Source organism: Paraburkholderia sp. BCC1884, from assembly GCF_900996225.1.
In the GTDB taxonomy this organism is placed as follows: Bacteria; Pseudomonadota; Gammaproteobacteria; order Burkholderiales; family Burkholderiaceae; genus Paraburkholderia.
In genome coordinates this window covers 66,648-88,668 of record NZ_CAAJGL010000079.1, presented here as the reverse complement: position 1 = coordinate 88,668, position 22,021 = coordinate 66,648, and the positions used below count along the sequence as shown (strand labels likewise).

The following is a 22,021-nucleotide window of genomic DNA, read 5'->3' as shown; positions in this document are numbered from 1 at the left end:
CGATCGTCACCGCCTTTTCTCACATGCCTTCGACGAGAACGGCGCGATAGCGTGCGCCCTTAAACCGGTGTTGCGCAACCTCCTGATACGCCGGGCTGTCGTACCACGCACGCGCGGCCGCCGTCGACGGGAACTCCACGATCACGACGCCCTCTGGCGCGTCGCCCTCAAGGACCTGTTGAGGTCCATAAGCAGCGAGAATCTTGACGGGATGACCTTTGAAAGTCTCGCCCACCCTGCTTTGGTAGATGTCGAGCTCACCCTGATCCTGCGTGCTTTCCCTTGTGAAGACAATATAAGTCGCCATGGCTTAGGCTCCTGCGGTGGCTCTGAAGGTGCGTACGATGATGCCATGAAACTGCATTGGAACTCGATACGCAGTGTCGGTGCATTGTCGATCGTCCTTGGGCGGGATAACCGTCCGGTGCTCGCAAACAGAATTTGACGAGGCGAACGCAGCGGGCAGTTCTCTAGCCGATTTCCCTTCTCGCGTCAGACGCATATCGACCCTGTGGAGACGCGCCCAAGTGCGGTGGGCGTCCGCAGATAGCTCAACATGAGACATTACTGTTAGCAAGTACAGCATAGCATTTCGCGAACATCGACAGCCTCTTGAATTCGCCTAATTCGGCGCGTCGCGAACTAGACTGCCACAGTGTGCCGGGCATCAGAAAATCCGCGACGCCTGGCCAGTGAACGCCTTGCAAGCTGCCTGGCGGTTCGAACATTACGTCCACTGCGTATCCGCGATCGATTTTCAGTCGCATCGGAGCACAGACATGTCTTCGATCACGATAGCTCTGTCGTTGGTCGCCTCGTTGCTGCTAGGCGCTTGTGCGACGCGGGCCATCAACCCGCCAATAGTCAAGTACGAATCCCATGAGACGATGCAGTTCGAGAAACTGGAACGTAACCGCGGAGACCCGCAGGATCTCGTAGTTCTTGCCTTTTCAGGGGGCGGCACGCGTGCGGCGGCATTCTCCTACGGGGTGCTGGAAGCGCTGAGACGCACGGAAATCGTCGACATATCGGGCGAACGTTCACGTCTGCTCGACTCGGTGGATGTCATCACGGGGGTGTCAGGCGGAAGTTTTACGGCGCTTGCTTACGGTTTGTATGGCGAAAAGCTGTTCGATATCTACGAGAAAAGTTTCCTTAAACGCAACGTGCAGGGCGAGCTCGTATCCCGAGTCCTGAACCCATTGAACTGGGCCGCCTTATCGTCGAAAGGCTGGGGACGGTCCGATCTCGCCGCACAGCTCTATGACGAAATCCTGTTTAAGGGGGCAACGTTTGATGACCTCAATCGCGCCAACGGACCAGCGATCGCCGTCAGTGCTACGGAACTCACGACTGGATCGCGATTAGTCTTTCTCCAGCAAAACTTCGATGTCATGTGCGCGGACCTTGGGCCGATCAGGTTGTCACGCGCCGCAGCTGCATCGTCGGCGGTGCCGGTCGTACTTTCGCCAATCACGATCAATAACTATGGAGGCACCTGCGGTTATCACGAACCCGAATGGATTCGTCGGTTTACGGACACCTACAAGCCGCCAAGGCCGGCCGGTAGAGTTCTCAAACGCCTGCAGGAATTGCGGGAATTTAGCAATGCCGAACAAGATCCCTACTTCCATCTTGTGGACGGTGGAGTCTCCGACAATCTGGGGTTACGCGGGGTACTGGACTTCATCGAAACGTTCGAGGCGTTGCGAGCAGCGGGCAAGCCCACTCCAATTGATAACGTACGCAGATTCATCATCTTTGTCGTCAACTCGGTTTCGTCCCCGGCTAATAAATGGAACCAGTCCGAGAACCCGCCCGGCAGCCTGGACATTCTGACCAAAGCGGCGGGGGTACCGATTGACCGCTATTCCAGCGAGTCGGTGGAATTGCTGAAAGACATCGACGCCCGATGGACAGCCTTACGCGAACTCCGCGACTCGGCTGGGTTCGCAAACAGCAAGGACCCAAAGCCCAATTACATCGCAAACGCGCCCAACGCCGACATCTACGTAATCGATGTGTCGTTCCAGGCGCTGAAGGACAAGACCGAATATGACTACCTGAATCAATTGCCAACGTCGTTTCACCTGCCGGACGAGGCAGTCGACCGCCTTCGTGCCGCGGCTGGAAAGCTGATACTCGATTCGCCGGATTTCCAGCAAATGTTAAAGGACGCAGGGGCCCGCGTTGCTGATGAGTCTGTTTCCGCGCCTTCGGCTATGCCTGTTGCAAAGTAGGGATCCATAGGCTGCCAGACTTCGCTCGGGGATATCCTGGAAGTCGGCAAAAAGGCGACAGCGAGTGTCGAACGCTCGAGCATAAGCAGACGGTGGTTTGCGTTGTGCGAGCGTCTCAACCGGCCCGATCACCGTCTCATGCAAACGGCAAACGCTCCGCGAATCTGATGTCGACGCAATCGGCAGTATGCAACCCTGAGGCGACCTTCATTTTCCCGAAAGCGGCCGTTGTACGATACGAGGCAAGCTCCAGAGCGGTGTCGAATTGCTCGATTCATCCAAAAAAACACGAAGTCTCGACTATCTCGCGAAAAGCCGAGCCACATCTGCCGTCGGCTGGTTGCCGTTGCGTCAGACCTGATCGGTTGGTCGGATAACGATTTCATTCACGGCCACACGACGCGGATTCGTGACAATAAAAGCTGTGGCTTCGGCAATGTCGGCCGCATGCAGCTTTTCTACGTCAGAAAACATTTTCCGATACGCCTCTTGCGTAATTGAGCTTTGATGATCAAATAATTCCGTCTCGACCGCGCCTGGTTCGACGACGGAGAATCGCACCGATTGCCTCGTATATTCCTGACGCCACGCCTCAGTCGCGGCAGTCACACCAAATTTGGTCGCGTTGTAGATCGCCACATGACGACGGGCAACCCGCCCCGCTATCGAACTGATGTTCACTACGTCAGCCACATGTCGGGGACTAGTTTCCACATCCCGGATGAGGTGAGGCAGCGCAGCTTTGGTTACGTACATCAACGCCTTGAGATTGAGATCGACCATCAACTCCCAATCCGCCATTGGCGTCGTGAGCGAATCGCCGTTCAGCATGACGCCCGCAGAGTTCACTACCGTGTCCAGCCGCCCGAACTCGGTCACGGTATTTGCTACGGCTGCGGCAGCCTGCGCGGGGTCGACAAGATCCGCTTCAATAATCAGCACTTTCGATCCGGTCGCCCCTATCTTACTAGCTAGTTCCTCCAGCTTGTCCCGGCGCCTCGCCACAATGGCAATCGAGGCACCTGCAGTTGCGAGACGCAACGCGACGGCATAGCCAATCCCGCTGGACGCGCCGGTAATCAACGCCACGGTTCCTTGAAGACTCTCCGACATTCAAACCTCCCTTTACCTTCAATGCATGGGACTGCCCGAATTCTCACTCAGTCCGGCAATCATTCCCCGCTCGGTTCGCTGACAGACATCAAGCAGCGAATGGCCATGCGAACCCACAACGCGCAGGTATTCAATCATGCTGCAATGTCACCGACACGTGCCGCCATTGCTGAAGACTCTCGTTACGTTTCGCAATCTCCTGTTCAAACAGCTCGACCGCATCTGCGCCTGCGGTGAAGCGAAGGGGAGGATGTTTTTGATTGGCGAGCATGACGAGTGCAGCAGCGAGCTTTTTGGGGTCGTTTGCCTGCTTGCCGTTCACATCGACGGTCGCGGTACGCGTTGCGCCGGCGGTCTCAGCGTAAGCGTCGATGACTTTCTCGGCATATTTCACTGAGTTGCTGTTGAGAAAGTCGGTACGAAAGAAGCCTGGTTCCACCACCGTCACATTGATTCCCAGCCGCGCCACTTCGAGCGCGAGGCACTCCGTGATGCCTTCTACTGCGAACTTCGTCGCACAGTAACTTGAGGCCCCAGCATCGCCGTGAAAGCCCGACAGTGACGATAAATTGATGATATGTCCACTGCCTTGATTGCGAAGAACAGGAAGCGCCGCACGTGTGACATTGAGCAGGCCGAAGACGTTTGTATCGAACTGCCTGCGAACTTCCACGTCGCTCACCTCTTCGAGCGCACCGAGCACGGCAAAGCCTGCGTTGTTCACGACCACGTCAATTCGCCCGAAGTGCTCCGAGCCTGCCTTGATCGACAGAATCGCCTGCTTTTCATCGGATACATCGAGCGCTAGCGGAAGCACGTTCTCCGACTCTCCTAGCGCCCTTACAACGCTCTCAAGCTTGCGTCCCGTGGCAATCACCCGGTCGCCTGCCTCGACCACAGCTTTCGCCAGTTCAAGACCAATGCCGCGTGACGCACCCGTAATAAACCAAACTTTACTCATTGAAAAGCTCCGCATTCAAACGTCTCTCTTCGTTTCGGCAAGCCGCACAGCCGGCGGCGCAATTGAAAATTGCCCCGCCCGAGTGCCGCCATGTTGACTGCATTCCGCCCAACGAGACATTCCTCGAATGACCAAGTATGCGTCGAGGCGGCCAACACGCGATAGATCATTCGTGCCTGTTTATTGCCTATTCGTGTCGATCCCAAGAAGAAGGTCAGCGTCGAGTTACTAGAGTTGCTATTCTTTCTAGACGGCGTCACAAGAGGTAAATCTTCATGAAATCGACTTTACCGAAACGAATGCAGAGCGACGAAAGGATGGCGTTGGCTCGGGTCGATCTCATCGAGCAGATAGCACGGTGGACAAGCCAGTCTGACGACCAACCGACTGGAATTCCCGGATTGACCCTTTACAGGCGGACCGCACCTGGGCAACCGGCCAGTGGCATGTATCCGCCCAGCATTGCGGTCATTGCCAGAGGGCGCAAACGAGTTGCGCTGGGCGACGAGATGTTTGAATATGATGGCGGACACTACCTGGTGACGGCCGTGGACCTTCCGACCGTCAGTCAAGTTATGGAAGCAACCGAGGACAGGCCCTATCTTTCGCTGATGCTCACCCTCGAACCCAAAGCGATTTCTCAGTTGATGGTCGACCATGATTTCTCGTATGCTCGGAAAGGTGGACCAGGGCGTGGCATGGCGATAAGCGAACTCACACTACCGCTGTTGACAGGCCTTACCCGACTTGTGGCACTACTTGACGAGCCCGAACATATCTCCGCGCTGGCGCCAATGTTGAAACAGGAGTTGCTCTATCGATTGCTGGCTGGCGAACAGGGCGAACATCTTCGGCAGATGCGCTATGTGGGCAGCCAGAGCCATCAAATGGGAAAGGCGATCGCATGGTTAAAGGACAACTACCAGCAGCCCTTTCGCGTTGAGCACTTGGCCGCACGGGCCTCTATGGGGTTATCCACGTTCCATCACCACTTTCGCGAACTTACTGCGATGAGTCCGCTTCAGTACCAAAAGCAGCTTCGACTACACGAAGCTCGGAGATTGCTGCTAACTGATTGCATTGATGCTGCCAGCGCAGCTCAGCAGGTTGGATATGAAAGTCCATCCCAGTTTAATCGGGAATATAGTCGATTCTTTGGAGCACCGCCGCTGAAAGACATCTCCAGGTTTCGAGGGTGACGGTGCGCAGATCAGAATTCCTCGCCACGACCCACTGATGACGCCAGGAGATTCAGTTGCCACTAACGCGGCCGATCCAATTTATTTTGCGCCCGCGATCGTCCTGCGCGCAAGCATCGAAAATCGCACGCGCATCAGATCGCCGAAGTCTTCTAAAGTAGAAACCGGCTGGTTTGAAGCTGCAGTTCGTTCATTGGTCCGACGTTCGGTTGGGCCGTACGATCAGACGGCCGCGATCGAGCAGATTGTTCACGATCTTCATTGCGGCCTCGAAGGTCCGCTACCGGCCGCACTCTGCCTGACAAACGTGGCAGTCCCCGCCTTGAAGTGGCCGCGCAACTTTCCCTCGTAACGATCATTCGATTCAAAACCGAAGTCACTCGCAACTCGAAATTTCATTATCTTCCGGGCTCTTGCTATTCAGGCCGGCTGCCGCCAGCGTCGCTGTCGCCGCTGTCTGCATGGACTCTCTTACCGGTGTCATCCACAGGCGCGCGTCGATCGCCGTTGTCTGCGTCGACTCGTAGTTCAGCGACCCGCCGATCACCGACAGATTTGCGCCAGTAGCCACTTGCCGCGAGGACAACTTCCATGCTTTGTTCGGCTCGACCACATGCCACATTGCTGGAATGCTGCTAGACGGACGAGCGAAAAGCCACGGACGGTTGAGGATGCGACGTTTGATAGTCGCTTTGTGAGCCAGAAAACAAAAAGCCGCTGAATCCTTATAGATTCAACGGCTTATCATCTGATTCTGGCGGAGAGACGGTCCCCCAAAGGCCTATATTTGGCGGCGGTTTCCGGCTTATTGAGGAATCGTACCCACCAACCAACCCTCCAAATCCGTCGACACGATCATTAGGGCCGAAATGGGCAAAGCCTGCGTTCTGCAGGCTTTGTTAACGGACATAACAGCGAGGGGTCACGCCGCCTTTTTCTCTCGGGGACGTTTGTCCATCGGCCCACGGCCGCTCGCAGCCTTTTCGGCCTTTTGCTTTGCGCGATCGGCTTCTCGCTGCCTCTGATTTTTAATGTGCTCGCTTGCCGCTGCTTGGAGAAGCATCTTCTTCTCCCCCTCGGCAAAACGGTGCAACGCCTGTCTCATTAGCGGCTGGTACCCGAGACCATGGATCTGGGCGATGGCCTTGAAATCGTCAATGAGGCTCTTGGACAAGCGAATTGAAATCAATTGTAGATCGAGGCCAGCGTCGAGGTCTGCGAAATCCTGTCCCTCATCAACAGCAACGAACTGCTCTTCGCGACCCAGCAGACCCTCGTCCCATGCTTCGTCGCTTGCCGGGATTCGTGGGGCTTTGCTCATGTCGAACTCCTATCTAGATTGCTTACATAGCGTACTTACTGTAGATCCGCAGTTCATCTTCGTTCGGGTCGTAAGCGGTGCGAATTGTGACTACCTGCCCGCGCGCGATGAACGCGATCTTCAGTTTTCGGCCGAAATTGGTCTCCGCGATGAACCATCGCGTGGGGGGATCGGATTGGTGATCCTCCCGAGTATCTAAGAGAAACTTACCCTCTCGATTCGCAAAGCACTGTAGGATCTCGTCCCGCTTTACCGGCGGGGTTTTCCCAGCCAACTTCGCCTGAACGCTGGGAGATATTTGCAAATTTGGGGTCGAATTCTGCGCCACGGTCGCTCCGCGTCACTGTCAGGACCGAGATTGTATATACAGTCTTCATATGAGTCCATAGCAGAAATTTGCAATATCAAGAAGAAAACACCCAAAATCCCAATAAAAATGGATGAATATTGCACAAGCTAGCGCAGGAGGATCGTTGATCGGTACGTCATTCTGTATATACAGAGTAGCCCAACGATTCGCCGAAGGAAAGATACCCAACCGTTCTGTGCGGTCTTTCCCACGTAAGGATTGCTGCTCCCGATCCCCGTCTAACGGCAGCGTTGATGCCGGATTGTTCGGCCCATGAAAAAGCCGACCTCACAGGGTCGGCTTCGGCCGTCAGTTCCGCCTAACCTAGTCGCGCGGCAAGTAAACGAAAAAAGCGCCGAAGCTCCTTCTTCGCCCCTCCCCGCCAGTTTGATGTTATTCCGAGGCGGCTAAAACCGACCCTATCGATGCGCCCTGATGGCATTGATCAGCTCGCGGGAAAACTCCACTTCCCGCTTCAGCGCTGCGGCATCCGTGCCGGGCTTTACCTGAGCCATCGCAGCGACAACATGCTCCAATACGCCGTCCGCTCGGTCGATGACACCCCATAGAGCAGCGTTCTGCTTTCGGAGCGAGTTAGTAATTGCCTCGTCTCTCTTTTCGATTTCCGCCAAGACCGCCCGCGCAGACTCGCCTCGCGGGTCGTGTTGCAGCCGATAAACCATCTCCCCATTAACGGTTAGGCCCGCGGCTTCAGCCGCCTTCTCGAGTTCGGCGTGGAGCGTCTTGGGGAGACGCACGGACGTCTTGGTGATCGTATCTGCTGGCATAGTCGCGATTCTAGCGACGGCGCAATTTAGGTGCCATATCACACTTATTTAGCCACTCAAATGCCACCCAAATGGATGCCTTTTCGATGAATCGATTGAGCTGCGGGTAGGCCAGAATGCGTATCGATTCGGCGACGGGCCGAGACACACACGGAAGACTGGCGATGATGCAGGACATAGAAGAATTGTGCAGGGCGCGGGCGGCGAACGAACTGACCGCAGCCGTAGTAGCGTTGAATCAGGCGAATGCGCTATTTGGCATCTTGGAAAAGATGAGCGGTTTGGGTGATCCGGCTGAAGCGTTTCTGCTCGCTCAGATCGGCTCAGAGTTGACTGCAAATTACGGCGAACGCGCCGCGTCGGCAGCCGATTGCTTCGCGGAGGCGTGCCATGGATAAGTTCGCTTTGACCGACAGGCTGTCGACGATCGGCGCGAAGGCCCAGCAGCTCGAAGCGCTGCTCAACATGTGCTACGGCGCCGGTTTTGAGCAGTTCAGTGGCCTGACAGAGGTGCTGCAGGACTCGGTGCTCGAGCTTGCGGCGGATCTCGCTGGCCAGATCAACCGCATTGCCGACGGGGTGGCGCATGCCTGAGAAAATCGACACAACGACTGAGCCGATTGACCTCAAAGACATCGTATTCCGTGTCGACAAGGCCAGTGGCTTGTTCGCTCACGCCGCTCAATCCTTCGCGGATGTATGCGCGATCTTCGAAGCAATCAAAGCGGCCGCGCCGGCCGGTTCTTTGCCCGCGCGACTCGCCCAGCTCGGCATCAACAACTGCGAAACCCACGACAGCGATTTCACAGAATGGATGGAAGACTACAGCGCCCACGCTGAGGCCTATACCGCTGCACTGCCCAACCATCCGTTTCGGCGTTTGTGCAGCGCTTAGTCGGAGGGGGCATGCTCCTCGCCATCGGCCGCGATTCAGCTCATTTTTGTATTATGTCCGCTCAGACGTCCTATATCGAAGGGAACACCATGAAGCCGATGAGATTGCGTGTGCCGCGTGAGGAAGCTCCCGATTTCGCAGATGACCTCACCGCTTGGGCTAGTTCCAGCGGTGTCGACCCTCGCCTTACAATCGCGAACGAGCCCGGTATGACGACTAACCTGAGCTCGCCCATCCTCTATCTCGTGTACGTCAGCGAGAGCTTCTTCGAGCAGTTCCCTGAATGGCGGATGTATATCGAGCAATAGGAGACGATACGGTCACACGGTGGCCATATCGTCACCCAGGCTCTGACCGGAGGCGGATCGATGACAATTTTGACAAACGATGAACTTGTACTGCTGACGGGCGGCCTTCGTCAGGGGGCCGCTCAGTTGAGGTGGATCGAGAGGCAAATGGGCATCAAGGCGCCGCGCAAGGTAGACGGTCACCCAATGATCACGTGGGAGCAGGTGAACGGCCGTCCGGAGGAGCGCAGGAAGACGTCTCCGAAATGGAAAATTGCACTGTAGCTGCCTTTGACGCGCGGGCCACTTGGTATTCGGATGGCTACGCTACGAAGCTGTCGGTAGGGGCGACCGTAACGGTCGCGAACAACACGGAAGAAATCTCAACTACGGCACGAAGACGCATATGCACGAGAAAATAAGGGAAGCGGTCGATCAACATAAAGCCATTCGATCCCTCGCACTAGAGTGGCGCAGAGAAATGATTCTCCAGCAGACCACCTGGTCGTTCGAAACGGTCAAACACTTGGCCTTTATAAATGGCGCTGGCCTAGCGGGGGCGGCCACTCTTTATGCCAGCAACAGCACGACTAAGATCGGTTCGATTCCGAGCATCGCATTCACCGTTGGTCTGCTCCTAGCGGTACTGGACATGCATATCAACACCCTGGCGTATCAAGCTAGATCGCGCGAGATTGGCAAGCGAATCACCGAATTCGACCAGCAGAAGCGTACAGCCGAAAAACTATTCGAGGATGTAAGTGCCGGGAGAATTGGCTTTAAAGTTGCCGGTGCAATCGGGACGGCTTCCGCGATCAGCTTCATAGTTGGTATCGTCCCCTTTGTAAAGATTGCTTTCGCGCCCTGAATTACGGCTGTCCGGAAATTGGGTCTCAGCGCTCCGAGAAATCGGCTTGCGGTTCGCCGAGCGCACTGATCTGCCGATGCACGTACCCGGTCAGCACGTCCGTCACCTTGTCCGCCTCGACGCCAAGCTCCGAGGCGATCAGGGGTGCAAACTTGGCTGGCCAGTTTAGCCAGGCGTCGCGCGCCGCGCGGGCGGTCTCGAATAGGATCGACGTGGCAAGTTCCAAATCAATGAGCGCCCCCGACTTTTGCTCGAACTCAAGTCGATTGAGCAGCGCGAGATAGACCTCTTTGATGCGCCGTGCCTCGTCGAAGCTGGTGGCATCGACATCAATCTCGCCGACGAGGCGTTGGGCGGCATCGTCAACCGTCTCGCCGGGCTCGAGTGCTATCTCTACCACCTTGGGCATCCCCGGTAGCTCAGATACTGGAGATCCGCCTTTGCGAACGCGCCCGAGCTGCGCAAGTGAAGCGTCGACATCGACAAGATCGCCCCGCATCACAAGCTTGCCTTCCTTTTTCCAGTTGAACACAGCCGGCCGTGAAACGCCGCACAGTTCCGCAAACTCGGATTGTTTGACAAGAGCCATAGAATCACCGGTGGTTAGGTGTGGTTCGCAAAAACAGAGGAGCGGTGCTGCTCCTCTGCCGTCGCCGCGGGGATGGAATGCGAGGCCCTAGTCCTTGCTGCTATCCAAGGCTTTATTGATCGCTTGCAGCAAAACTGCAGCGATGGCGGCTGGGTCGCTCATTTGCGCTAGGCGATCAGCAAGGCCGAGAGGAATTGCCCGAAGACGCATGTGCTCGCGATCAGCGGGTGTGATAGCGAATCCGTCTTTGCGAGCTTGAGCCAGAGCTGCCTTGAATGCAACGGCACCAGCGGTTTCGACGGGTTCGGGCTGGTACGCTGATTTGTCGTTTGTGTCGTCGTTCGGAATGGTCGTCATGTGTATTTTTCTCGATGTCTAAGGGTTGGCAGATGCTTCAGTGGAAGGGTGCTGGTCGTTAAGATGCGTCGGCGTGCAGTTCCCACTGCATATCGTCGCGGTCGGCAGTCAACTCTTCAAGCGCCTGATCGATGACCTCACTGATGAAGGCGGAAGCCTGCTCGGGAGTCTTGAGGCGAGCCAACTGCGGTCCGTAGTTTGGGCCAATTGCTCGCAATCGGGTACGCACGCTTGCGAACTGCATCCCTACCAACGCGGCTACGTCCTCAATCAGTGCCACCCGGCGAGACTTCTGGTCGTACTCAAGTTCGTTCAGCCGCATCAGCCAGTATTCCTTCAGCCGACGTGCCTCGTCGAAGCTCATCTCGTCGGGCCCCTGAGACGCGAGGCGGGCAACGGCCTGCTCCGCGGATTCGCCGGGGCGGATCAATTTCTCAAGTGCAGTTACGGGCGCTGCGTCAGGCGGCACTGTCACATCGGCCGAATCGGCAGCGCCAAGCAGGACGCCACCTACGCGCAAGCCGGTCATCGGCGAGCCCCCTTTCCGGTGCCGGAGCATTCTGGTGTGCGTTGCCTCGACATCGACCAGCGTGCCTGCCATGACCAGCTCACCAGCGTTCCGCCAGTTCGTCACGGCGGCTCGCGAAACCTTGCAGAGTTCGGCGAATTCCGATTGCTTCATAAGTGTCATTTTCTTGTCCAGAGTCGGTAATTGACCCGTCCGCGCTTAACAAAATGAGCGGCTTGTGCCGCCGGCGGCGATTTGCTTAACACTTCTGTTAAGTGGATCTTGTCCTCGCTTAACAACCGAAAGGGCTTGCCGGGAAAGGGCGCGAGCCGTTTCTGTTAAGCGATAGAGTTTCGCTATGAGCCATTCTGTTAAGCAAATTTCAAAACTTCACAGCTGCAGAGAACTCGGGGGTTATCGTCCGCGCAGTGCACGAAGGGCCACAGAGGGACCCTGACGATTTGTAAGGCGTCAAACCGGGGGGCCGGATGGTCGAACAGCCCTTCTGAGGCCCTCGATCTCGCCATTGCGTACGGACAACTCAGGCTATTTGTGCGGGCCATATTCCACGGGGGTTTGCTCAAGGTCGTTCGCCACTTCTTCGCCACCATGTTTCGATTCGCATTGCAGGCCGGCGAGTCGAGCAATTGACGCTTGAGCATGGACCGCTGACGACAGATTCGCTTCGAGGTAGCGCATCGTTGTCATGGGGTCTTTGTGACGCATGACGCGCTGGATCGTCTGGATGGGCAAACCCCGCTCGCTGAGCAAGGTCGCATATGTGCCGCGAAGTCGATGCGGAGTGAGTCCATGGATCTCACAGGTCGCGTTGGCTGCCCGCATAGCACGACGCGCGAAACCCGATACAAGGGGCTTGCCATTGGCGCCATGCACGATCAGACCGCTCGATCTCCGCTGGGACGTCAGATGGTCAACCAGCCATCGGGGAATCGGAACCGGGTCGGCCTCACGCCCTTTGGTGACACCTGGCGTATATGTCCGGCGCTCCCAGTCGATCCACTCCCAACGTGCGGTGATGACCTCCGATTCGCGGAGTCCGAGCCCGAACATCATCCGGACCGCTAGCTGAATTTCTGGCCGATGTGCGGCGTAAGCGTCGATCGCTTCAATCCACTGTGTTGCCCGGTTGACGGGGAGGGTCGCGCGCGGCTTCTTCTGGACCTTAAGCGGCTTCACCGACCACGGGACTTCCGGCATCACCTTGCGACGCACAGCCCATTTGCAGACGACTTTCAGGATGGTCAACCAGTGATTGACCGTGACAGGCGCGTGATGCCTGCGATGATCGAGCATGGCCGCCTCCACCAGTTGCGTTGACAATTCGTCGGCCATCACGTCGGCAAGCTGATACAGGTGCAAGCGTCCAAATGTCTCAACGATCCTGATGTATGCGGGGCTCACAATAGATTCGTGCGCCGCGATCCACTGCCGAACTAGCTCATGCAATGTCGGGACCGGCTCGGCGCCACGCGCCCATGTTTTGGCGTGCCGGTATGCCCGGTTCGCGATCGTTTCTGCGAGGTGTTTCACCGTCTCCCGAGTGGAACGCTGCACGCGCACCCCGTTTATCTGGAAGCGGTAGTGCCAGACCTTGCCGACGCGGAACATGCTGTGGGTCATTGGTCGATGTTGCTGACAGTAGAGAAGGCCGGTTGATCTGTTTAGGATGCTTCGCTCGTGGAGGATCGGCGCCATCGGCACGGTGCCAAGGCCCGCAATCCTCCATCTTCATCGCGTGTATGTATGGCTTCTGCGGTCACCCGCCATCTTTACTAGGCGCCGGGATGTTGCAGAATGACGGTGCACCGTTCGGATAGGCGGTTTTGTAGTAGGTCTCCCAGCGCGGATCACTCGTATCGAGCGCCCCTTGATTCGGAAAGACATCCGCGTCTTGAGGGCCGCCGAAAAACGAGATTACTGTGGTTTCCGTGTTATCCGAAAACTGAACATTTACCGTTGTCATACGTGTCCTTAAAAGGTATAGCCGTTGATGAAAACACCCCATGTCCACGCGGACCCATTGACGGCCGTAAGGCTGTAATAGATCGTCTGCAACGCAACAACGATCTGCAGGTCTTTGAAGTTCCCATAGCCGATCGCCGCGCCGGTCGAATAGCCACCGCCGGATTGCGCGCCGCTCGCATTCGTGTCAGAAGCGACGATGGTTTGCACGTCGCCAGAGCCAGTGTTGGTCGCAGCTGTCAACTGCCCCGACACTGAGATCGCATTCTTCGGCGCGGCAGTCGCGACATTCAAGCTGACGTTGGTGCCTGCGGTCGTGGTATTGAGAACGGCAATCAACGGAAAGCTAACGACGCGGTCACGCTGCGAGGCCACTGCGAACAGGGCCGCCGCAGTGGTCGCGCGCACGGAAACCAGTGCACTTGCCGTATAGCCCGACGGTAGCGCTCCCGCGTAAATATTGGGCGCCGACGCTGCCGATGCGTTCGTAGCCAAGAGCGCACGCGCACTCGTTGTCGGGTTGTAGATCGCGTAGATAGCGACATAACCCGAGACCGGCGCTGTGCCGGTATCCATCCCGCCCGCTCCAGTCGTGGCGAGATTGATTGTCTGCCCGAAGCCGCCTAGACAGTAGCGCAGACCGCCGAGCGTGGTCTCGACGACAATCTCGTCGGCCGAGATGGTGCCTGTCGCGCTGGCCGCGGTGAGGTTGAACGTGAGGTTCCGGACTTGGCCGACAACCCCAGAAACTTGACCCAATTGCGCCGCGTGCTGGCTGGCCGACGCGGGAGGAACCTGCTGTGTACCCCCCGCGCATTCCATCAGCACACAGACTGGATTGCCGCCGTTCACGCCCGCGACCGTCAAATGCATGAGGATCGCAGTGCTGTTGAGCAGCAGTTCGCCGCCTTGAAGCGGCTGGAGCCCCAATCCGTAGATTGGAATCGCGGTCAACCCATCGGGCGCATACGTCGAAGCGCCTGTGTTCGTGTGGGCGATCTTCACCGCTTGCACGACACCGTCAACCCAAGTCGGCGACGCACCGGCAACGAGGGGAACCGCGTTTGCCGCGGCGTATGCATTGACCGCGCCAGTGTCAGCTAAAACAACCGTGTTCTGACCGAGTCGCTTGATCGCGCCTAGCACCTGGTTGTAGGTTGTCTTGCTCGGTGTCAGGCCTACTGCCGTTACGACATTGATCAACTCTTGCTGGACCATGTTGAGAAAGTCGGCATCCAGAATTGTGGCGGCTATTCCGGTGGCCGGGTTGCCGTTCGTGAAGAATCCTTGCGTGCCAGCGGCAACCGGCGTTGGCAACGTCGGCGAAGCAGTAGCCTCATCAACTTGAAACATCGTTTAATCTCCTTGCTTTGCGGTGGGTTGCTTGGTTTCGGGCAGTTGATCGAAGGCCGTCGCGCATGGATCGCCAGCTCTCAGACATCCGGTCTCCATTGGGTCACCCATTCGAAGGAGGCCGGTGCGGCTTTCGCCGACGCGGGTGCATTGCGTTGACGTCGTATCGTTGGCTCCCGGATTGCGACAGTGAAGCGGACCTCCTATCCGACGTTCGGTCGCGATTTCCTGATCGTCGGCCAACTCGTTATCTGCATCCATCCGATTTCTCCTTTGTGCGCGATAGCGCCGATCGAGGATTGCTGCCATTAGTAGTCCTGTTCGGTGTTACTGCGTGCCCGCCGCGGGGTTGGCCGGCCCAAAGCCCGGAGAGGAACCCGCTTCCATGAGCGTCACGCAGTTGCCGGTGTTTTTACCCACCGCCGGCTGGGGTGCCGTTTTATTGGCGCTTGATCTTGTCCAGATGAATCAAACCGACTTGCGGGCAAAACCTACTTCGGATCGATCGAGCAGCTTGAGCATGCTCACGGACGTGTCGGGTGCAAGCGGGGCTTCGTCATCTTCGACATCGCCGAGGAAGCCCAGGCGCGTCAGGCGCTCGACTTCGGCGGACGGCAACTGAACGATTTCGCCCGGGCCGCGCGCGCCGGCGGCCTTCGTGACATCGATCTCTTTGTTCAGGGTGTGATCCCAGCCTTTGTTCGTTGTGGCCTCCGTATAGACGGTGCCCTTGCGGACCACTGCGGTTACCAGCTTCTCTTTTGCTGCGGACGTTTGCGTTGCCATGGTGCTTTTCCTTGTTGAAGAGATACAGCGTTACTGTCGTGCAGAATCGGCGGCATGCATGATTGCTCGGCCCATGTCCATCTCGGTTGCGGCAGCCTGGCGAGTCCGGACACCGCTTTGGTCGCCCTTGACTTGGTATTCCCCGTCGATTCGATACCCCTTGAAGGCGGGTTGCTCGACGACTCTCACTGGCGGTGCCTCGGGTTTGCCGCCGATGCCTTCGTTTGATCCCTTGATGATGTAGGGCTGACGCCTCGAAAGCGGCACATAGGGCCGATGCTTACGCCCCGCGTGGACCGCGTCCGTAATCGGCTTCATCAGCTCGGCCAGTTCGGCCTCGGCCGCCTTCGTTTCATCAGTCGCCGCCGCAAGGAGGTTGGGCGCCGCGTCATAGTGCCCGGTGCCGGTATTGACACGCATGCAGCTCTCAAGATCCGGCACGTAGGCGCTGATGAGAAAGTCGCTCGTTCGATCCATCGGCACAAGACGCTGTAGGGCGCGGACCTTCGCGTAGATCACCTGAGCCTTTGCGACCGCGCTGCGGAGTTCCTCCGCCAGTTCCGCTTGGACGTCCTGCGCCGCCATGTTGGCATCGACGCGCACGAACCCGATCGCCAGATCGATCTTCGAGTCCAGTTCCGGGGCGCGAGCCTCAAGAGCTTCGACACGGGCCTTCAGCCGGCGAACGGCGAGATCCTTCGCGTCGACGGCATCGGCGAGCTTTGCGATCTCCTTCTGGAGGGCGGCAAGCTTCGAGTCATCAACGAATACGACGTCGGCTTCCCGCGCGGCCAGATCCGCGCGCAGACCCGATAGCTCGCGCTCAGCTGCCGCGATCTGCCCGGGAGCCTCATCGACCGCGTCGTCGAGTTTGCGGCGTTGCGAGAGCAACTCGTTGAGTTCATTGATCGCGTCGGCGTCGACAAGCGGTTCGGCGCTTTTGGTGGCTTCTGCGTTGCTTGCAATCTGGTTTGTGCGTTTCATGGTCTTCCGTACGGTTTTATCGGGGCGACGAGACCCGCGACTCCCGGGTGACTGAACTCGACGAATTGCCGAGTCATGAGAGGAGTGTAAGTACGGTAATCGTGACTGCGCGACCGTACGGTGACAGTACGGTCACCGCAGAAAAGAAAGCGCCCCGTTGCCAAATGGCAAGCGGGGCGCTGAGTCTGAAGTCTCACTGCTTAAGTAGCGGTCGGGAACCAGGTGGCGGCTGCCGACGCGCCAGTTGATACATCCATGTGCTCGGTCACGTAAAGATCGTTTGGGTAATTCTGTTCGAGGAAAGCTCGTGCGGATCGTTCGGTCAGGTACTTCTCGCCGTACAGATGCAAAACTACGCCGCCCACATCCCAAATTGCTGTTCTGCCGCTGTCGATGAGCGTTCGAAATTTCTGCAGTCGCTTGTGGGTGCGGCCGACTTCGGTGAGCACACGCTTGAGCCAGTCGCTTTCGCGGCCGTCTTGCAGGAACGGGCCAAGCGCCGCTGCCAGTTGCGCGCTAGTCGGTCGATGTGAAGGAGCATTGGCGACACCCAAATCTTCGCGGTCGACGATTTCAGGGGCGCAGTCTTCCCTCTGCGTGGCTGAACCGCTTATTTGCACGCCGTTACCGAGCCGCGCAAGCCAGCCATTGAGGTCGGATTCGTTAATGATGCAGCCATGGAAGGCGATGACGGCGCCCAGCCGGTTGGGATCAATAGGATCGCGGTCGCTCGGATCTCTGCCGATCAATTGGCCGTCGCATAGCTTCCCATAGATGATGTTGGCGTAGCGGGCGGCCGAACCGGCTCGATTGTCGTCGTCGTCCGGATGCAGTTCGGCGGCAATGGCTGCCGCCGCCTCTCGAAGGGTGTAAAAGTTCATGGGGGTCCTCACGTCTATCTGGTCGTGCCTACGTTCGGCGAGGACTGCTACCTACACCGACGCACGCGTGCATTGGGCTATAAGGTCAGGGAACGGAGGGAACTGAGGGAACTCCTTATTCAGCAAGGGTCCCCCCGTTCCCAGTCGAGCTTTGAACGGGGAACAGCGGGAACTAACCAAGCAGCAGATTCCATGTTCCCTCTGTTCCCTGCCACACCATCCATAGGGAACGGGCAAAGCCTTATCTGTAGGCGTGTTCCCTATGTTCCCTCTGTTCCCTGTTAAAACTAAACCGCTCAGTCATCTGTCGCTGTCGAGAGCTTCCGGGTCGATGTGGTACAGAGACACGGATCGGCCTGTTGGGTCTCGCGTCTTTTTTGAACGCTTGTCCAGATCGGTAGCGGCGAGCGCACCAGCCTTGTGAAGCGCCGAGGTAACCCGGAGCAAATCGAATCCCTTGCTCGCCTCGCGCAACCCCACTGAAGTGAACAGATAGAGTCGGCGTGATCCGTCCTGCTTCCAGTAGCCAGCACGGTCGCGGATTGTGTCGGCGCTGCCCTCGATATTCGAAAAGCGGCTGTCCGAATGACGGTCGATAAAGTCAGAGACGGCACGCAAGATGGCGCCGTGTTCCGAACTGCCCCCTGATGCACCGCGCCGCTTGCGCCAGATGCCGAACGCGTGCGCCGCTGAGTTCGTTGCTTCTCCGGCGGCCCACGGAACAACATTCCATCGGGCGGCCAGTTCGCCTGCCAGGCCGCACAGCGCGAACGTGCGCGCCGCGCGCCGTTCCTGACCTTCTGTTGCGTTCATTCGCTCGGTAATCGCATGCAGCTCATCGGCAAGGGGCAGGCCGTCGCGCAGCGCCAGAATCAGCGCCTCGACAAACATTGGACCGGCATGGCCGTAGTGTTGCGCAGACTTGTTGCGGATCTCGTCTGACAGCGCGCTTCCGGAGGCGCGGTCGTGCAGGTCTTCGAAAAGCCCATAGCGTTCCTGAACCGGCACGTCGAGAATCCGCAACTCCTGGCCTGCTTTCGCCTCAAATCCGCCCGCAATCATCCGCGCCGCGATAGTCAGTTCGCCTGTCGACAGCAGCAGCACACGCCAACGCGCAGCAGCCTTCGCTTCGCCGTGCCGATTTGCTCGCGTTTTCCCTGTACCGTTGATCAGCGCGTATGCGGCTTCGTAAAGGCTTTTTGGGTCGATCTCGCCCAGCTCATCGAGCGCCAGAAGCGTGTCCGAGTGCAGTGTCCCAGCGCCTTCCAGGCCGTTGGCGGTCGCCCGCCATGTCCGCTTGAAATGCGGTCCACCCCAAACGCTCACCGCAGCGATCTCCGCCGTAGTTTTACCTGTCGACGAATCGCCATAGATGTGGATGCCTGCCCCCTCAATGTTGAGAGGACCGAGCAAAGGGCCCGCCATCGCTGCTGACAGGGCAAGCATGAGAAGCGAATTTCCGCTCGCGAGCGCTGCCAAATCCTTCCAGTCGTCGAAACTTCCAGCCGTCGCGTAGGGTGCCGTGCGGCCGGAGGCCTGAAACCAGATGTCGTCGGCTCCGATGACGGTGTGCGGTAGCACAAAGGCATCTCGATTCCAGCCAGTCACGCTGGCTGCTCGCATACGAACGCTGGGTATCTGGGCCGCGACATACCGCAAAATTGCGTTGCGGTCGTTCAGATCGAATACCAGACCCTCGCTCAGCAACACGCCGCGCGCCTCGCTACCGTCGCCGGCCAGCATCGACATCGGCATTGCCCACTTCTTCCACTTCCCGGCAGGCGAACGGATTTCAAGCAGGCGCCCATACTCTGCGTCCTCGCCGTTGCTCGTGGTGGCGAGAATTCGCAACGGCGTGGCGATCCACTTGTCGACGAGAACGGGCGGAGCATCGTTCTTTTCGGCTTTGGAGCTGTGCCAGTAAACGCCCGGCTTGACCTTCCGGCCGTCAATCTCCAGCGCCCCCTCATACACGCGGTAGCAGGGCCGGTCTTCCAGGCCGGGAAAGCCGCAAGGCTGCGCCGCCTCAATCGCGTTTTTTACCATCGCGGCGCCGCGATAGAGATGCATGTCGTTAAAGTCTGTCGATTGATCCGAGGTCTTGCCACCGAAGGTCGGTACTGCAAGAGACGCTCCGACCGCTTCAGCAGCTTTGCGCGCGTCGGCCTCGCCGTTGCCTAGATCGGCCAACACCGTCAGGGAAGCATTCATGTACATCCGGCCGAGCGATTCGCACGCCTTACGCAGGTTGCCGCAGGAGAGCGCGGCGACCGCCGGCAGGCCGGTGCATGCTGCCGCTGACATAGCCGTTGCAATGCCCTCGGCAACAAGAATTTTACGCGCGCCGTCCAACGGAGCTGTACTCCAGAAGCCAGCCGATTTGATGCCGCCTTTGAGCGCTGCTTTCCGGCCGGACTCATCGATCATCTCGATCGTGGATAGGGCGCCGTCGACCTCGACCGGGGCGATCAGTATCCGCCCGACAAGTCGCTCTCCGGATGCCGCCGGCGTATAGCCAATCAGCTTCGCGAGTTTCTCTACCGGCATTTCGCGCAGAGCGCTGGTCGGCGATAGCCCCTTCTTCACGAGATACGGATGGTCGGCGAGCGCGGCCAGAGCCTTCTGCCAAACGGCGAGCGTGAGTGTGGCGGCTTCGCGGGCTGCGATTGAGCGCTTGTTCGCATCCGCTTTCGCCGCGGCTTCCCGTTCATTTCTGCGCTGCTCGAGTTCGACAGTCGAAACGACAACTCGGCGAGAGTTCGACCGGTGATGTCCGTATTCCCGCGCGATCGAAAACAGTGTCCCGGCGGTAATGCCTCCGTCGATGCTGAGAGACTTCCACGTATCTCGTGCATCGGCTTCGACGAACGACTCGCTTCCCTGGCTCCAGCGCCTGAACAAATCGAACCCTTCGTCACCGAAGGTATGCTTTAACGCCGCAGCGAGCCGCCACCATACGTCGCGGGGAACCGTTGATGGGATACAAAACAGTGCGGCCTCTACCTCAGCACGCTCATCGAGGACAGTGCTCATGTTGCCTCCGGGTCGAAGCCTGCACGTTCGAGAGCCGCAAGAAACGCGGCCGTCCCGCCGATATGGTCGACGGCGCGGATGGCAAGATCGACGACACGATCCGATTCGCGGTCTGTCGACAACATCGTTTCGAGAACATCCCCTTGCGTAAAGCCTCCTGTGCGTGCCGCGCTGAGCAGCGCATCGATCGTCTTTTGAGCGCGCTCCCGTGCGTCAAGTGCCAAAGCGATCGAACTGTCGTGCCTGGCGCTCGCCGACAAAATGAGGATGCCCGCGCCGCTGACATGTGCTTCGCCGTCGATGTACATAATTAGTTTCGGGTGAATATTCATGCGTCTCCCTGTGAGGAGTCCTCAGCGCCATGCAAACGCCGAAACGGATGGTTGGGCAGTGCAGCCGAATAGCTTTCAGCGTGGGCGCCGTAGTCTTCCATCCACTCAGTGAAATCGCTTTCGTGGGTTTCGCAATTGTTGACGCCGAGCTGGGCGAGTCGCGCGGGCAAAGAACCGGCGGGCGCCGCAGCCCTGATCGCCTCGAAGATCGCGCACATGTCCGCGAAAGATTGCGCGGCGTGAGCGAACAGGCCACTGGCCTTGTCGACACGGAATACGATGTCTTTGAGGTCGATCGGCTCAGTCGTTGTGTCGATTTTCTCAGGCATGCTCTGCCCCGCGAGCGATGCGATTGATCTCGCCGGCGAGCTCGGCCGCCAATTCAAGCGCAGAATCCTGCAATTCTTTGATGAGGCAGTTGAACTGCTCAAAGCCGGCGCCGTAGCACATGTTGAGTAGCGCTTCGAGCTGCTGGGCTTTGGCTCCGATCGCGGAAAGGCGCATGCGGTCCAGTTCATTCGGCTTATGCATGGCTTACCTCTGCCGCTTCGGAGTTACCGAACAACACCTGCAGTTCGCCCAGACATTCTTGGCTTCCGTGCTGACGCTGCGCTTCAGCGACAATGTGTTTCCATTCGGCACGCGTGACGCGCTCTTTGAAAATCTTGATGAGATGGTCGCTCAGATTCTGATACCGCTTTGCCACAACACCCTTTGCCTTGATTTCGCTCAGTTGATGACTGATGTAGGCAATGCGGCCGCCTGCACGGTCGTACTCGACCGACTCAGGATCAAGCGTTGCACGCAGCTGCTCTGTTGAGCGCAGGGCTAGGAGCAAACTTTCGCGCTGGTGCTCGAGCGACAGCACCTCGAGGACGATTGAATCCCAACCCAAAAGATTGGTGCCGCGACGACTGCCATGCGTTGAATGTGAAGCGGAGCGATCACGCCAGGTTTCGCTGTTGATAACTGCCTTGCTCATCGCGATGCCTCCCCGCTGAACTGACGGGCGATCGACAGCGCAATTTGATCTGCAAACGCATCGTTGAATGCTTTGCGGCGTGCGGCATCGTTGGGCAGGTCTGCATTGCTGTTGACCAACGCATTAAAGCGAAGATCGCGATACTCGCCCATACTGATCTGTGCGCCGACGAGCCAGAGATCTGCAGCGTTGCGGCCCGCGTATGTGAACAG

31 protein-coding genes are annotated in these 22,021 nt (G+C 58.1%); 9 read left to right on the top strand and 22 right to left on the bottom strand.

From position 1 onward, the window contains the following. Nucleotides 1-19: 19 nt before the first annotated feature. Nucleotides 20-307, bottom strand: coding sequence for a DUF1330 domain-containing protein (locus FQ705_RS15895; RefSeq protein ID WP_144142683.1), 288 nt, complete (start codon nt 305-307; stop codon nt 20-22). A 472-nt stretch (nt 308-779) separates the two neighbouring features. On the opposite strand from FQ705_RS15895, the gene FQ705_RS15890 reads away from it, so the two are divergent. Then, a complete protein-coding gene (locus FQ705_RS15890; protein ID WP_144142681.1) occupies nt 780-2,240 on the top strand; it encodes a patatin-like phospholipase family protein in 1,461 nt (486 codons plus the stop codon). Nucleotides 2,241-2,591: 351 nt separating this feature from the next. Here the strand turns inward: FQ705_RS15890 and FQ705_RS15885 are convergent, their stop codons facing one another. Continuing rightward, nucleotides 2,592-3,353: an SDR family NAD(P)-dependent oxidoreductase gene (locus FQ705_RS15885; protein WP_144142679.1), complete on the bottom strand. Its 762-nt coding sequence runs from the start codon at nt 3,351-3,353 to the stop codon at nt 2,592-2,594. 130 nt (nt 3,354-3,483) lie between these two features. After that, nucleotides 3,484-4,314, bottom strand: coding sequence for an SDR family NAD(P)-dependent oxidoreductase (locus FQ705_RS15880; RefSeq protein ID WP_144142677.1), 831 nt, complete (start codon nt 4,312-4,314; stop codon nt 3,484-3,486). Between the two features lie 275 nt (nt 4,315-4,589). On the opposite strand from FQ705_RS15880, the gene FQ705_RS15875 reads away from it, so the two are divergent. Further along, entirely contained in the window at nt 4,590-5,513 is a 924-nt protein-coding gene (locus FQ705_RS15875; protein ID WP_144142675.1) for an AraC family transcriptional regulator, read from the top strand. Nucleotides 5,514-5,550: 37 nt separating this feature from the next. Further along, nucleotides 5,551-5,865, top strand: a complete 315-nt coding sequence (locus tag FQ705_RS15870; protein WP_144142673.1) for a hypothetical protein — start codon at nt 5,551-5,553, stop codon at nt 5,863-5,865. A 24-nt stretch (nt 5,866-5,889) separates the two neighbouring features. Here the strand turns inward: FQ705_RS15870 and FQ705_RS15865 are convergent, their stop codons facing one another. The 3 genes from FQ705_RS15865 to FQ705_RS15850 all read right to left on the bottom strand — a co-directional run bounded on the left by FQ705_RS15865 (nt 5,890) and on the right by FQ705_RS15850 (nt 7,971). Next, nucleotides 5,890-6,135 carry a hypothetical protein gene (locus FQ705_RS15865; RefSeq protein WP_186307878.1) on the bottom strand — a complete coding sequence of 82 codons (246 nt, stop codon included), beginning with the start codon at nt 6,133-6,135 and terminating at the stop codon, nt 5,890-5,892. A 300-nt stretch (nt 6,136-6,435) separates the two neighbouring features. Next, complete coding sequence (locus FQ705_RS15860; RefSeq protein ID WP_186307877.1) at nt 6,436-6,834, bottom strand: hypothetical protein; 399 nt, start codon at nt 6,832-6,834, stop codon at nt 6,436-6,438. A gap of 768 nt (nt 6,835-7,602) precedes the next feature. Continuing rightward, the gene (locus FQ705_RS15850) at nt 7,603-7,971 is read right to left on the bottom strand and encodes a hypothetical protein (protein WP_260854536.1); all 369 of its coding nucleotides are present in this window, start codon (nt 7,969-7,971) and stop codon (nt 7,603-7,605) included. 164 nt (nt 7,972-8,135) lie between these two features. Here FQ705_RS15850 and FQ705_RS15845 point away from each other — a divergent pair, with 164 nt between their 5' ends. The 6 genes from FQ705_RS15845 to FQ705_RS15820 all read left to right on the top strand — a co-directional run bounded on the left by FQ705_RS15845 (nt 8,136) and on the right by FQ705_RS15820 (nt 10,021). Then, nucleotides 8,136-8,369: a hypothetical protein gene (locus tag FQ705_RS15845; RefSeq protein ID WP_144142671.1), complete on the top strand. Its 234-nt coding sequence runs from the start codon at nt 8,136-8,138 to the stop codon at nt 8,367-8,369. Continuing rightward, nucleotides 8,362-8,565: a hypothetical protein gene (locus FQ705_RS15840; protein ID WP_144142670.1), complete on the top strand. Its 204-nt coding sequence runs from the start codon at nt 8,362-8,364 to the stop codon at nt 8,563-8,565. Before FQ705_RS15845 ends, FQ705_RS15840 begins: the two co-directional genes overlap by 8 nt. Then, on the top strand, nt 8,558-8,866 hold the full coding sequence (locus tag FQ705_RS15835) for a hypothetical protein (RefSeq protein WP_144142668.1): 309 nt from the start codon (nt 8,558-8,560) through the stop codon (nt 8,864-8,866). The genes FQ705_RS15840 and FQ705_RS15835 overlap by 8 nt, the downstream gene beginning before the upstream one ends. Before the next feature lie 11 nt (nt 8,867-8,877). After that, a complete protein-coding gene (locus FQ705_RS15830; RefSeq protein ID WP_260854535.1) occupies nt 8,878-9,174 on the top strand; it encodes a hypothetical protein in 297 nt (98 codons plus the stop codon). A gap of 60 nt (nt 9,175-9,234) precedes the next feature. Then, on the top strand, nt 9,235-9,438 hold the full coding sequence (locus FQ705_RS15825; RefSeq protein ID WP_144142666.1) for a DUF4224 domain-containing protein: 204 nt from the start codon (nt 9,235-9,237) through the stop codon (nt 9,436-9,438). Between the two features lie 121 nt (nt 9,439-9,559). Next, nucleotides 9,560-10,021, top strand: coding sequence for a hypothetical protein (locus tag FQ705_RS15820; protein ID WP_144142664.1), 462 nt, complete (start codon nt 9,560-9,562; stop codon nt 10,019-10,021). 25 nt (nt 10,022-10,046) lie between these two features. Here the strand turns inward: FQ705_RS15820 and FQ705_RS15815 are convergent, their stop codons facing one another. The 16 genes from FQ705_RS15815 to FQ705_RS34100 all read right to left on the bottom strand — a co-directional run bounded on the left by FQ705_RS15815 (nt 10,047) and on the right by FQ705_RS34100 (nt 21,961). Then, nucleotides 10,047-10,610, bottom strand: a complete 564-nt coding sequence (locus FQ705_RS15815) for a hypothetical protein (RefSeq protein WP_144142662.1) — start codon at nt 10,608-10,610, stop codon at nt 10,047-10,049. An 87-nt stretch (nt 10,611-10,697) separates the two neighbouring features. Then, complete coding sequence (locus tag FQ705_RS15810) at nt 10,698-10,967, bottom strand: hypothetical protein (RefSeq protein WP_144142660.1); 270 nt, start codon at nt 10,965-10,967, stop codon at nt 10,698-10,700. Nucleotides 10,968-11,025: 58 nt separating this feature from the next. Next, a complete protein-coding gene (locus FQ705_RS15805) occupies nt 11,026-11,658 on the bottom strand; it encodes a hypothetical protein (protein WP_144142658.1) in 633 nt (210 codons plus the stop codon). Nucleotides 11,659-12,021: 363 nt separating this feature from the next. Then, complete coding sequence (locus FQ705_RS15800; protein WP_144142656.1) at nt 12,022-13,116, bottom strand: tyrosine-type recombinase/integrase; 1,095 nt, start codon at nt 13,114-13,116, stop codon at nt 12,022-12,024. A 136-nt stretch (nt 13,117-13,252) separates the two neighbouring features. Then, nucleotides 13,253-13,459 carry a hypothetical protein gene (locus FQ705_RS15795; RefSeq protein ID WP_144142654.1) on the bottom strand — a complete coding sequence of 69 codons (207 nt, stop codon included), beginning with the start codon at nt 13,457-13,459 and terminating at the stop codon, nt 13,253-13,255. Nucleotides 13,460-13,467: 8 nt separating this feature from the next. Beyond that, nucleotides 13,468-14,811, bottom strand: a complete 1,344-nt coding sequence (locus FQ705_RS15790; protein WP_144142652.1) for a hypothetical protein — start codon at nt 14,809-14,811, stop codon at nt 13,468-13,470. Between the two features lie 3 nt (nt 14,812-14,814). Continuing rightward, nucleotides 14,815-15,120: a hypothetical protein gene (locus FQ705_RS15785; RefSeq protein ID WP_144142651.1), complete on the bottom strand. Its 306-nt coding sequence runs from the start codon at nt 15,118-15,120 to the stop codon at nt 14,815-14,817. Nucleotides 15,121-15,279: 159 nt separating this feature from the next. Further along, nucleotides 15,280-15,597 (bottom strand): hypothetical protein, encoded by a 318-nt coding sequence (locus FQ705_RS15780; protein WP_144142649.1) that lies wholly within the window; start codon nt 15,595-15,597, stop codon nt 15,280-15,282. 30 nt (nt 15,598-15,627) lie between these two features. Continuing rightward, nucleotides 15,628-16,581 (bottom strand): hypothetical protein, encoded by a 954-nt coding sequence (locus FQ705_RS15775; RefSeq protein WP_144142648.1) that lies wholly within the window; start codon nt 16,579-16,581, stop codon nt 15,628-15,630. A 200-nt stretch (nt 16,582-16,781) separates the two neighbouring features. After that, nucleotides 16,782-17,462 carry a hypothetical protein gene (locus FQ705_RS15770; RefSeq protein WP_144142647.1) on the bottom strand — a complete coding sequence of 227 codons (681 nt, stop codon included), beginning with the start codon at nt 17,460-17,462 and terminating at the stop codon, nt 16,782-16,784. 300 nt (nt 17,463-17,762) lie between these two features. Continuing rightward, a complete protein-coding gene (locus tag FQ705_RS15765; RefSeq protein WP_144142645.1) occupies nt 17,763-20,495 on the bottom strand; it encodes a DUF927 domain-containing protein in 2,733 nt (910 codons plus the stop codon). Further along, entirely contained in the window at nt 20,492-20,827 is a 336-nt protein-coding gene (locus FQ705_RS15760; RefSeq protein WP_144142643.1) for a hypothetical protein, read from the bottom strand. Before FQ705_RS15760 ends, FQ705_RS15765 begins: the two co-directional genes overlap by 4 nt. Continuing rightward, nucleotides 20,824-21,156, bottom strand: coding sequence for a hypothetical protein (locus FQ705_RS15755; RefSeq protein WP_144142641.1), 333 nt, complete (start codon nt 21,154-21,156; stop codon nt 20,824-20,826). Before FQ705_RS15755 ends, FQ705_RS15760 begins: the two co-directional genes overlap by 4 nt. Next, nucleotides 21,149-21,358, bottom strand: a complete 210-nt coding sequence (locus tag FQ705_RS15750) for a hypothetical protein (protein WP_144142639.1) — start codon at nt 21,356-21,358, stop codon at nt 21,149-21,151. Before FQ705_RS15750 ends, FQ705_RS15755 begins: the two co-directional genes overlap by 8 nt. Continuing rightward, on the bottom strand, nt 21,351-21,809 hold the full coding sequence (locus FQ705_RS15745) for a hypothetical protein (RefSeq protein WP_144142637.1): 459 nt from the start codon (nt 21,807-21,809) through the stop codon (nt 21,351-21,353). The genes FQ705_RS15750 and FQ705_RS15745 overlap by 8 nt, the downstream gene beginning before the upstream one ends. Beyond that, nucleotides 21,806-21,961 (bottom strand): hypothetical protein, encoded by a 156-nt coding sequence (locus tag FQ705_RS34100; protein ID WP_186307876.1) that lies wholly within the window; start codon nt 21,959-21,961, stop codon nt 21,806-21,808. Before FQ705_RS34100 ends, FQ705_RS15745 begins: the two co-directional genes overlap by 4 nt. Nucleotides 21,962-22,021 lie beyond the last annotated feature (60 nt).